This is a genomic window from Pseudomonadota bacterium, from assembly GCA_016711215.1.
Taxonomy (GTDB): domain Bacteria; phylum Myxococcota_A; class Polyangia.
The window spans coordinates 49,029-60,271 of the sequence record JADJTL010000008.1; the positions used below are offsets into that span (position 1 = coordinate 49,029).

The window sequence follows — 11,243 nt, forward strand, 5'->3', positions numbered from 1 at the left end:
AGGCAGCTACCCGGCCCCGTGCCCCAGGACCCCGAGCCAGCGCAGCAGGTAGGTCGTCAGGGCGCCGAGCGCGGCAAAAACCAGCACCGCGACGGCGACGCGGCGCCAGGGCCCGGGCAGTGGCTGGGGTGGTTGCGACGCGGCGTCCGCTGTCCCCTCGAGCGCCTGCTCGAGCGAGAAGACCTCGGGCAGCGCGTCGTCGCCTGAGGCGAGCGGCGTGGAGCTCGGGGGAACGCTGCCGAGCGCGCCGAACTCGTTCGTCCAACCGCGCGGGTCGACGAAATCGCGGGGCATCAGCGCGGCGCTCTCGTTGGCGAGATCGTCGGGCGACAGGGGTCGCGCGCCCATCGCATCTGCGCCCACGCTCTCCAGCGACGTGAACTTCGCGATCTCGTCGCGGATGAGATTGTTGATCACGCCGCGCGTGCGCGTGTCCTGGCTCGTCGTCTGACGTGGCTGGTCGCCGCGGCAGCGCCGCACCAGCTTGGCGATGTCCTGGCTGGTGACCTTCAGACCGTGCTGGAAGAGCAGCTGGGCCAGCGCATCATGCATCTCGTTGGCGCTTTGGTAGCGGGCCTCGCGGTCGCGCGCGAGGGCGCGCTGGGCCACGACGTCGAGCTCCTCGGGGATGCGCGGGTCGAGCTGCAGCAGCGACGGCACATAGGCTCGTCGGACCAGCTCGACCGTCTGGTAGTCGGACTCACCGAAGAACAACCGGCGGCCCGTCAGCAGCTCGAAGAGGATGATGCCCGCGGCGAAGATGTCGGCGCGGTGATCGACCTCGATGCCGCTGGCCGCCTCCGGCGAGAGGTAGGAGAACTTGCCCTTTACCACGCCGGGGTCCGTTTGCTCGACCTGGCTCGCCGCCTTGGCGAGGCCGAAGTCGACGAGCTTCACCTCGCCGTTACGCGAGAGGAGGATGTTGGGCGGGCTGACGTCGCGGTGGACGATGTTCAGCGGACGGCCGTCCTCCGGGCTCAGCATCTCGTGGGCATAGGCCAGGCCCTTGCAGATCTCCATCGTGATGAAGATCGCCTCGGCCATGCGAATCGGGCGATTGCGCTCGCGCAGGGTGCGCCCGAAGACGCGCAGATTGACGCCCTCGACGTACTCCATCACGAGGAAGTAGGTGCTGCCGGCGCGGCCGATGTCGAAGACGTGGACGATGTTGGCGTGATCGAGGTGCAGGCTGAGCCGCGCCTCGTCGAGGAACATCGCGACGAATTTCTCGTTCTTGGTGAGGTGCGGAAGGATGCGCTTGATCGCAACCTTCTTCTTCATGCCCTGAATCAGCTCGGCTTCGGCACGATAGATCTCGGCCATGCCGCCGCTGTCGAGCTTGTCGATGATGCGGTATTTCTGTTCCAGGGCAGCCATGCTCAGAAGTGGTGGCGAAACCCGCTGTGCAGCCCGACCGCTGCATCGCGTTCAGGCTCCCGCGCCCACGCTCCGTCCCCAACCCGCGGGTGCCACTCGGCAGTTCACGGTGCACCGTCGCCGAATCGCTCGCCACGGCCTCAAGACAGGGCTCCCAGCTGGTTCGGTCGCAGGACTCCCCAGGGGGGCAAGGCCTGATCATAGACCACTTCAGACGGGGCACCAAGGAACGTGCCGCGCGGCACGGCCGGTCCTCAGCTTGCCGACACGGCGAGCGCGCCGGCCGCAGGGCAGGGCGATACGCTGGAGGGGGCCAGGTGGGCGCTCAGGACTCCGGCCAGTCGTCGCCGCCGCCGCCGGGACCAGCGGCGGACGAGGCGTCCTCGGTGGAGGCGGACCGACGCTCGTCCTCCTCACTGCGCTCCTTGCAGTCGATGCAGAGCGTGGTGACGGGGCGCACGAGCAGGCGGCGGAAGGCGATCGCTCCACCGCACATCTCACACTCGTCGACGATGCCCTCGGCCAGTCGGCCGAGCGCTTCGCGTATTTTGTTCAGCAGCTTCTGCTCCCGATCGCGCAGCCGCAAAGCGGTCGAGACCAACTCCTCGGTGTTGGATTGGTCAATCGAGTCGCGGCCCCCGTCGGTCGGACCCTCTCGCGTCAACTCGAGCGCGCTCTGCGCGCTCTGCAGCACCCGGCGCTCAGCAGTGACGAGCACTTCTTTCAGCTGCGCGGTTTGTTGATCGTTGAGCATCGTCGCCGATGGTAGGCGCGCGCGCGTCGCGCTGTCAAACGCGGCGCGCGACGGCTGTCGCAAGCGTCGCGATGGAACACTCGTCGGGTCTGTGGCCTGGCGCGATGCCCCTGCCGATCCGTCGGCGAGTTCGCGCCGCCGCACCGTCATTGCCCCGACCGCGGGAGCTACCTCGGCGTCGGCTGCCCCCTGTTGCCCCTACGCCAATGTCGGATCAGCCCCCCGGCTCCGCTGCCCCGCACGCATCGCGTGGCGGTGCCGGCCTTGGGTTGCGCAGCGTTGGCGACGGTCGCCATGATGGCACGCCACATGCTAGCGGTCGCGGGCCGTAGGTCGCGCGCCCACAGTGACGCGCTTCAGCGCGCAGCCGCGTCGTTCTGTCGGCGCAACGCCGCCGCAACCAGCAGCGGGACCGGGCGATGAGTCGGGCCGGTCCGAGGGGAGGCAACATGATTACGGTACGGTCTTCGACGAGCAAGCAACGAGTGCCGAGTGGGCGCTGGCGACGAGCGGTGGCGCGGCACACGAGGGCGCCGCTGCTGATTGCGGCCTGTGCGGTGGCGCTGCTGCCGCGCGCTGCCAGCGCCGAGGAGACCGCGGCCAAGTCCTGGTACGACAGCATCAGCTACCGCGCCTTCGTCGATGCCTACTACTCAGTGAACTATCGTTTCCCCAAGCCCGATGACAACTCGGTGGGGATGGTCCGCGCCTTCGACCAAGACAATGGCTTCGCGCTGTCTTGGGCAGGTCTCGATCTGAGCACGCCGACGGAGCCGGTGGGCGGCACGGTCAGCCTGCGCTTCGGACCGACGGCAAACCGCTTCGCGCTGGCAGATGCGGGCCTCGACTTCGGGCTCGAGTTCCTCAAGCAGGCCTTCGTCAGCTGGAAGCCGCTGGCGCGCCTGACGCTCGACTTCGGCAAGTTCGGCACCCCCTTCGGAGCCGAGGTCTCCGAGGCACAGGACAACTTCAACTACACCCGCGGGGTGCTCAACTGGGCCGGCCAGCCCTTCTTTCATACCGGCCTGCGCGCGACGCTGACGCTGAGCGAGCAGCTGACCGCCACGCTGATCGCGGTGAATGGTTGGGACCGCACCCTCGACAACAACACGATGAAGACCTTCGGCCTGCAGCTCGCCTACACGACGCAGCCGGTCAGCGTGGTGCTGGGCTACATGGTCGGCCCGGAGCAGGACGACGCCGTCAGGGAAACGGACGCCGAGACCGGCGCCGTGTCGGTGCGCGAGGACAGCGAGGCGAACGGCCGCCTACGGCACTTTGTCGATGCCATCGTCACGGCGCGACCGAGTGAAAAGCTCACTTTCCTCCTCAACGGCGATCTCGGCGCCGAGACCTTCGCGAGCAGCGGCGGCGACGACACCTCGCTCTGGTACGGGGCGAGTCTCGGCGTGCAGTATCGCCCGACGGCGACCGTGGCCGGCGCCTTGCGCGGCGAGTACTTTGGCGACCCCGACGGCATTCGCCTCGGCGTGGCGGACCAGAACATCGTCACCGGCACCCTGACCCTCGACTATCTGCCCTCGCCCTACCTGGTCTTGCGCCTCGACAACCGCCTGGACTGGGCCGACCAGGGCATCTTTGCCAGCGGGACGAGCGCCGGCAAGGATACGCAGTTCACGACGACGCTCGGTGTGATCGTCAAGTCGAGTTGAGCACTGCGCAGCCTGGAGGCGGCCCACGGCGGCAGCGCGTCGCGTGGGTCGCCGCGCACTGGGACGGAGGCGCTTGACAAAATGCGCCAATCCTACATCTATGTCGGCCAAGGTTTTGTTTCGGACTTGGCCATGACCCCGCGGAACGATTTGCCCGAGAGCGAGCGCGAGCGCCCGATCGATCGCGAGCCGCGCGAGCTGCGCGAGCTGCGCTTGCTCTTCGAGGTCGGCGAAATCCTCGACCGCAGCCCGGACCTGCGCGATGTGATCGAGCCGGTGCTCGAGGCGCTGGCCCTGCACCGCGGCCTGATGCGCGGCACGATCACCTTGATCGACCCCGCCACCGGAGAGATCGCCATCGAGGCCGCCTACGGCCTCTCGGCGGGGCAGCGGGAGCGCGGGCGCTACAAGCTCGGCGAGGGTATCACCGGCCAGGTCGTGCAGACCGGTCGCGCCGTCGTCGTCCCCTCGCTCTCCGAGGCGTCGGGCTTCCTCGATCGCACTGGCGCGCGTCGGCGCTTGCGCAAGGAGGATGTCTCCTTCGTCTGTGTCCCGATCAAGATCGGCAAAGAGGTGATCGGTGCGCTCAGCGCCGACTGTGCCGCCTCGGAGGGCGCGCTGGACCAGCATAACGAGCGCCTGCTCTCGACGGTCGCGGCGATGATCGCCCAAGCCGCGCGGGTGCGGCAGGCAGCGCAGCAGGAGCGACAACGCCTGCTCGAGGAGAATCGCCGGCTCCAAGAGGAGCTGAAGACGCGCTTTCGTCCGGCCAACATCATTGGCAACGCGCGCGCGATGCAGCCGGTGTACGACATGATCGCCTGGGTTTCGCCGAGCGACACGACGGTGATGATTCGCGGCGAGAGCGGCGTTGGCAAGGAGCTGATCGCCAACGCGATCCACTACAACAGTGAGCGCTCGTCACGCCCGCTGGTCAAGGTCAACTGCGCCGCGCTGCCCGAGTCGGTGCTCGAGAGCGAGCTCTTCGGGCACGAGGCGGGCGCGTTCACCGGCGCGCTGCGGCAGCGGCGCGGACGCTTCGAGCTGGCGCATAGCGGCACGATCTTCCTCGATGAGATCGGCGACCTGCCGCCGACGACACAGGTGCTGCTGCTGCGTGTGCTGCAGGAGCGCGAGTTCGAGCGGGTCGGGGGCGCGAGCACGATTCGCGTCGACGTGCGCATCGTCACGGCGACGAATCGCAACCTCGAGGCGCTGCTCGCTGCGGGGAAGTTTCGCGAGGATCTCTACTATCGGCTCAACGTCGTGCCGATCCACGTGCCGCCGCTGCGCGAGCGCAAGACGGACATCCCGCTGCTCGCCGACTTCTTCGTCGAGCGCTACAGCAAGTCGATGAAGAAGCCGATTCGCCGGATTTCGACGCCGGCGATCGACATGCTGACCAGCTACCACTGGCCCGGGAACGTGCGCGAGCTGGAAAATTGCATTGAGCGCGCCGTGCTGCTCAGCGATGACAGCGTGATCCACGGTCATCATCTGCCGCCGACGCTGCAGACCCAGGACGCCACCAACACGGCGCCCAAGGGTACCTTGCTGGAGGCGCTGGAGGCGCTGGAGCGCGAGCTGTTGGTCGAGGCGCTCAAGCGCTGTCGCGGAAACATGGCGCAGGCCGCTCGCGAGCTGGATATCACTGAGCGGGTGATGGGTCTGCGCGTGCGCAAGTTCGGGGTCGACTGGCGGCGCTTCCGCGCCGGCGCGTAGCCCCGTCCAGCCTCGCCGAGGCTCGTGCTCGGCGCAGGCGCGGGCGGCCGCTGCTAGCGCTTGCGGTCGCTCGCGGCCGTGTCGCTCGCGGCGGTGTAATGCGTCATGTAGCTATCGGCGACCAGCGCCGGGTCGAGGCCGAGTTGGCGCGCGACGGCCTTGACGAAGCCGCGCACATAGACTGGCGCAAGCCCGCCGGCGAAGTGCTCCGCCTCGATGCCTTGCAGGTAGCTGCGCGAGATCTTCGTGCGGTCGGCGAGATCCTGGAGGTCCGCGCCGCGCGCCTCGCGCACCTGGCGCAGCAGCTCGCCGGTGAACACGGTGTCGCGGGCGAGCAGCGGCATTTCTGGGCGCGCTCGGCCCGGCGTTTCATTGGCTGGCATGGTGTCGAAGCGGGCGTCTTCGCCGCGATCGAGCGCGGGCGGTAGCGTCGAGTCGTGAGCCTCGCCCTCGGGAAAGAGCTGCTGATTGTAGCGCTGCTGCTTCTCCGGATCGATCAGGGTCGCGTAGGCCTCCTCAGCGCGCTGCAGAAAGCGGCGCGTCTCCTCGGGCGGGGCGAGCCCGTAGACGGCGCTGGAGGCCGGCTCGTAGATGCGCCGGACCTGGCGGTGGGCGCGGCGCAGCTCCTCCTCGCTGGCCACCGGGTGGACGCCGAGCAGCTCGTAGTGGTTCTGTCGGTCCAGCGGGACCGGCAGCGGATCGCTGAGGGCGCCACGCTCGCGCGGTTCGCGCGCGATCAATCGGCGCGCGACGCGCTCGATGTCGCGGCTGACCTTGGCCTCGGGGTTCTCGACGAGCAGCGGGCGGCGCTTGCGAATACAGAGCCAGACGAGGTCATCGCTCTCGACGTGGCCCAGGTATTCGACGGGCAGGCCGAGGTGGCGCCGCGCGACGGTCGCCAGGGCGGGTCCCAGCTCGAGATCGTCGCGGGTGCGCGTATCGTTGACGACGATCAGCGGGCGCAGCTCGCTCATCGCCGTGGCCAGGGCGTCGGCCAGCGTGTCGCCACGAGCTGCGGCCGCCTCGCGTAGTTGGTTGGGCGAGGGAAGCCCGCAGTGCGCGTCATCCTCGACGGCGCGCAGCAGCACATCGACCCCCGGCAGGGCGCGGATCTGGCGCAGGTAGGTTGCCTTGATCAGGCGGGCCAGGCACTCCGTCGCGGTTGGCTCCGGGTGCGTGACCAGGACGTGGAGATCGGCAGCGAGCAAGGTGTCGATGGTGTTGAAGCCGGTGCCGGGCCCCACGTCGACCACCACGTAATCCGCCGTCAGGGTTGGGAGCTGCGAGAGGAAACGCTTCTTTTGCACCGGACGCGGGTTTGCGGCATCGAGGGCATTGGCCTGGCCCGGAACGAGCCCGAGGCCCTTGAAGGGAGTGTCGCAGACCATCTCCTCCAGTCGCCGGGCGTCATGGCGCAGGAAGCGGTGAAGCGAGCGCTGGGGCTCGTGAACTCCGACGAGCGTGTGCAGGTTCGGGGCGCCGAGGTTGGCATCGACTAGCACGACCCGTTTGCTGAGCTGTGCCAGGTAGATCGCGATGCTGGAGGCGATCACGCTGCAGCCGACACCGCCTTTGCCGCCGGCGATGGCGATGATGCGTGGGCGCGCCAGCCCCGGGACCTGGGCAGTCGTCGCGTCCCCGCCGGGGCCGTCGCAGTCCTGCGACGGATCGTCCTCGCACTCGCCCGCGGTCAAACCGCTCGCCTCAGCGCTGCCGCCTGCCCGCTCCCCCTCGGCGCTGCCGCCTGCCCGATCGGTGGGTGGCGCCGACGACATGGGGGCGCCGTTGCCGTCTCGGTCGGATACGCTCTTTGGCTCGGATGCACTCATTGGCGCCACACCTAGTCGTTGGCCGCGGCCGCCCGCCGTGGCTGCATAGCACGCCCCTTGGGCGCGCGTGAAGGCGCCCATCGCGGGCGCCGATCGCGGGCCGGTGGCCGGCGTGCTTGGGAGCCGCGCGGGCTGGAGCGACGGCAGCCTCGGTCTTTTGACAGCGATGAGACCCTCTGATAGCTTGATTTCAGCCCTTTTGCGCATGAGAGTGACTGCATGGCGAAGCCGGTCCGACAGCAAATCGACAAGCCCGAGCGCGCGCGGCAACTGGCGCGGGCGATTGCCTCGGATCTCAGCCTCTATCACGAGGCGAAGATCGTCGAGGGGATCGAGAATGACACGCTCTTCGAGGTGATGGCGGCTGAGATAACCGAGGGCCGCGACCTGTTCCAGAAGCGCGTCGCCGAGCCGCTGCATAAGCTCAATATCTACGATCGGGCCGTGGTGGACGTGCTGATCAAGAGCAAGGGACACGTAAAATCCAAGATCTGGTGAGCGAAGCTCCACGATCTGGCAGGTGAAATCCAAGCTCTGGTGAACGAAGGCGAAGACCTGGCGGTAGGGCCGCGAGCCGGCGAGCGGTGGGGTGCCGGCGGCTACCGTTTGACGGTCGCGGCGCAGGACGCCGGGCAGCGCCTCGATAGTTATCTCGCTCAGCACGCCGCAGCTCCCAGCCGCGCACAGATCAAGCGCCATCTCGATGCCGGTTGCTGCCTCGTGAATCGCGAGGCCGGGCGCCCGGCGCAGCGCGTCAAGGCAGGCGACGTCCTCAGCTACCGCCCGCCGCCGGCTGTGCCGAGTGAGGTGCGGCCGGAGGCGTTGGCGCTCGAGGTTTCCTACGAGGACGACGACCTGATCGTGATCGACAAGCCGGCGGGGATGGTCGTCCACCCGGCGCCCGGCCATCAAGAGGGCACGCTGGTCGCGGCCCTCTTGGCGCATTGTCGGCAGCTCTCCGGCGTCGGCGGCGTCCTGCGTCCCGGGATTGTTCATCGGCTGGACAAGCTGACCAGCGGGGTGATGGTCGCGACGAAGACCGACCGGGCGCATGAAGGGCTGAGCGAGCAGTTCCGGCGGCACACGATCGAGCGCGCCTACCTGGCACTTGTCGTCGGGCGGCTCGCCACGGTGAGCGGCAGCTTTCGCACCCTGCATGGGCGTCACCCGCACGATCGCAAGCGCTTCACCGCGCGCTGCGAGCGTGGACGCGCGGCGATCACGCATTGGCGGGTCGTCGAACGCTTCGCCGCCAGCTCGCTGGTGGAGGCGCGGCTGGAGACCGGGCGCACGCATCAGGTACGGGTGCATTTTGCCGAGAGCGGCCATAAGGTGCTTGGCGACCCGGTCTACGGCGGCTTGCCGGCCGATTCCTTGTTGCGCGAGCTCAGCCGCGCGCTGGGGCGCCAGGCGCTGCACGCCTGCCAATTGGCCTTCGATCACCCCGTCAGCGGGGAGCGAATGCGCTTCGTCTCCGCGCTGCCCTCTGATATGCGGGAGGCGCTCTCGCGCCTGCGCGCGCCAGGCGGAGGAACCGATGACTGAGGGCGAGCGCGCGCGATTCTGGCTCGAAGGGGGCTCCGAGCGGCTGCTGCCGCTGGTTCGGTGCACGGCGCTCGAGTGCCCGGGCGTGCGTCACGGGTTCGGTACGCGGTGGGAGGCAGGGCCGATGCCACCCTCGGGCTGGCGAGGCGTCCGGCAGGCCGCCCGCTCGTCGCAGCAGCTAGGGGCGCTTGCGCGCACGCTGGGCGTCTCCGCCGACGCGCTCTTCCACGTGCGCCAGGTGCATGGCGCGAACGTGGTCGCGGTGCCCGCGGGGGCCAAACCAGGCGACCTCGAGTCGATCGCCGCCGATGCGCTGATCACGGGTGAGCCGGGCACGGCGGTGGCGGTCAGCACCGCCGACTGCGTGCCGGTGCTGATGGCCGATGCGCGCCGCGGGGTCGTGGCGGCGGTGCACGCCGGTTGGCGCGGCCTCGCCCAAGGGGTCCTCGAGGCGACCGTCGACCGCCTGGTCGCCGAGTGGGGCGCTTCGCTCGAGGACCTGGTGGCGGTGGCGGGTCCGGCGATCGGCAGCGAGGCCTACGAGGTGGGCGCTGAGGTCGTGGCGGCGCTCGGTCATCTCGCGCTGGCGTGGTCGCGGCCGGCGCCGGATCGCCCTCCGCACCTCGACCTGCGAGCGGCGGCCGGGGAGCTGCTGCGGCGCCGCGGGGTGGGGCACTTCGCGGCCAGTCCTCACTGCACGATGCGCGATGCCGCGCTCTTTTACTCGTATCGTCGCGAGGGCGCCGAAACCGGCCGCCAACTCAATGCAATCGCCCTCTTGCCTCGATCGTAGGTGGCGCGGCGAGGTGGAGCTCACGCCCAGTGAGCGGGAGGCGAGCGCAGGGTGTCGAGCCTGATGGGGCTTCAGCGTTTGCGACGCGCGCTTGGCTATGCTGTCCACGCGGATAGCTGGTTGGCGCTCGGCGTCCTCGCCCTGCTGCTGGCCCTCGCCGATCGCCTGGCGGCGCTCTGGGCCGGTGCCACGGTCCCGCTCGCCGTCGCGGGTCGGCTGATCTTTCTCGGCTACTTCTACCTGGTGCTGCGCAAGGCGAGTGCGGGCTCGCTGCGCCTGCCGCGGCCGCGAGACTACCGCGACGCCTGGGCGACCCTGGCGTTCCCCCTGCTCCAGGGCGCGGTGCTTGCCCTCTGGTACTGGTTGCCGCTGCTCTGGTGCGCAGAGCGCACGATCGGGTTGGGCGACTTCGCTCATCGCCTGCAGCTCAGGGCCATGGAGCTCCTGCGCATGCCGCGCTGGCAGAGCCTCGTCTGGCTCTGGTTCGAGCTCTTCTGCGTGCCGGCGGTGCTCACTACCGCGGCCGGCACCCAACACTGCTTGCGACTGGTCTGGCCGCCGGTGATTTGGCGCCACGCGCGGCGGGGCGGCCGCGCCTTCCTCGCGCTCGTCGCCACGCTGCAGGGTGTGGTCGTCGGGATGTTGCTCTTGCACGCGGTGGGCGGGCTGCTGGAGGATGCCGTGCCGGTGCCCTTCGCGGCGCCGCTGATGACGCATCTCTTCGCCTGCTGGGCAGCGCTGATCCAGGCGCGGCTCCTGGGTGACTTTGTCGCGGAGCAGGCGCGCGCGGAACGCGCCCAAGCGAGGGGACCATGAGCGACGAGCGGCGCCGGAAGAGCTGGCGCGAGATCGACCAACAACGGGGGCAGAGCCCCCAACGACGCGAGGAGCGGCCTGCCGGCGGGGCGCCTCGCGGCGCGCGCAGCCAGCAGTCGTATCGCTCTGCGTTGGATCGTCTCTTCGAGAGCGGGAGAATCGGGCAGCTGGTCGACGCGCAGGCCGGTGCGGCCTCGCCGCCCGATCCGGAGCTCGTGCAGCGTCAGGCGCTCCTGCGCGCGCTGGTGATGGCGGAGGGACGCGACGCGGTCACGCAGGCCGCCGAGGCGTATTTAGCGCATGGCGCCTGGCCGGAGGATGTGGAGGCGCTGGCCCGCGTGATCGAGCATCGCGACCCGGCACGCCAGGCCGAGGCGATCGAGCGGATGCTAGCGCAGCTCGAGGGGCAGCGGCCGCGGCGTGCCCGGGCGGTGCTGGGTCAGCTACGGCTGATCCGCGATACCGCCGACGATGAGCGCCTGGTGTCGCTCGCGGAGCAGCTCTTGGCGCGCTTGGACTGAGCGCGGCGCGCGGCACAAGCGGTCGTCGATCGGCCCCCGCGCCCGGCGCTGCGGGGGGGCGCTTGACACCTGCAGTGACCCAAAGCTATACGCCTGCTGGAGATTGTTGCGGCCCCGTAGCTCAACTGGCAGAGCAGCGGACTCTTAATCCGTTTGTTGAAGGTTCGATTCCTTCCGGGTCACCCCAGCCCGCCTGGCGGCACTGTCCGCAGA

At 69.4% G+C, this 11,243-nt stretch carries 10 protein-coding genes and 1 tRNA gene; 8 read left to right on the top strand and 3 right to left on the bottom strand.

Annotated elements, in window-relative coordinates; genetic code table 11:
- Window positions 1-6: 6 nt before the first annotated feature.
- Window positions 7-1,377 carry a serine/threonine protein kinase gene (locus IPL40_16295; GenBank protein ID MBK8482699.1) on the bottom strand — a complete coding sequence of 457 codons (1,371 nt, stop codon included), beginning with the start codon at window positions 1,375-1,377 and terminating at the stop codon, window positions 7-9.
- Between the two features lie 325 nt (window positions 1,378-1,702).
- Window positions 1,703-2,131 carry a TraR/DksA C4-type zinc finger protein gene (locus tag IPL40_16300; protein MBK8482700.1) on the bottom strand — a complete coding sequence of 143 codons (429 nt, stop codon included), beginning with the start codon at window positions 2,129-2,131 and terminating at the stop codon, window positions 1,703-1,705.
- A gap of 449 nt (window positions 2,132-2,580) precedes the next feature.
- Between IPL40_16300 and IPL40_16305 the strand changes: the two genes are divergently transcribed.
- Window positions 2,581-3,804 (top strand): porin, encoded by a 1,224-nt coding sequence (locus tag IPL40_16305; protein MBK8482701.1) that lies wholly within the window; start codon window positions 2,581-2,583, stop codon window positions 3,802-3,804.
- Between the two features lie 132 nt (window positions 3,805-3,936).
- Window positions 3,937-5,526 (top strand): sigma 54-interacting transcriptional regulator, encoded by a 1,590-nt coding sequence (locus IPL40_16310; protein ID MBK8482702.1) that lies wholly within the window; start codon window positions 3,937-3,939, stop codon window positions 5,524-5,526.
- A 53-nt stretch (window positions 5,527-5,579) separates the two neighbouring features.
- On the opposite strand, the gene IPL40_16315 is transcribed toward IPL40_16310, so the two are convergent.
- Window positions 5,580-7,301 carry a helix-turn-helix domain-containing protein gene (locus IPL40_16315; GenBank protein ID MBK8482703.1) on the bottom strand — a complete coding sequence of 574 codons (1,722 nt, stop codon included), beginning with the start codon at window positions 7,299-7,301 and terminating at the stop codon, window positions 5,580-5,582.
- A 273-nt stretch (window positions 7,302-7,574) separates the two neighbouring features.
- On the opposite strand from IPL40_16315, the gene IPL40_16320 reads away from it, so the two are divergent.
- From IPL40_16320 to IPL40_16345, 6 genes are all read left to right on the top strand, one after another.
- Complete coding sequence (locus IPL40_16320; protein ID MBK8482704.1) at window positions 7,575-7,853, top strand: hypothetical protein; 279 nt, start codon at window positions 7,575-7,577, stop codon at window positions 7,851-7,853.
- Between the two features lie 108 nt (window positions 7,854-7,961).
- Complete coding sequence (locus IPL40_16325) at window positions 7,962-8,900, top strand: RluA family pseudouridine synthase (GenBank protein MBK8482705.1); 939 nt, start codon at window positions 7,962-7,964, stop codon at window positions 8,898-8,900.
- Window positions 8,893-9,693, top strand: coding sequence for a peptidoglycan editing factor PgeF (pgeF, locus tag IPL40_16330; GenBank protein ID MBK8482706.1), 801 nt, complete (start codon window positions 8,893-8,895; stop codon window positions 9,691-9,693). Before IPL40_16325 ends, pgeF begins: the two co-directional genes overlap by 8 nt.
- Window positions 9,694-9,744: 51 nt before the next feature.
- Window positions 9,745-10,509: a hypothetical protein gene (locus IPL40_16335; protein MBK8482707.1), complete on the top strand. Its 765-nt coding sequence runs from the start codon at window positions 9,745-9,747 to the stop codon at window positions 10,507-10,509.
- Window positions 10,506-11,030: a hypothetical protein gene (locus IPL40_16340; GenBank protein ID MBK8482708.1), complete on the top strand. Its 525-nt coding sequence runs from the start codon at window positions 10,506-10,508 to the stop codon at window positions 11,028-11,030. The genes IPL40_16335 and IPL40_16340 overlap by 4 nt, the downstream gene beginning before the upstream one ends.
- A gap of 109 nt (window positions 11,031-11,139) precedes the next feature.
- Window positions 11,140-11,213, top strand: a tRNA-Lys gene (locus IPL40_16345).
- Window positions 11,214-11,243: the final 30 nt, after the last annotated feature.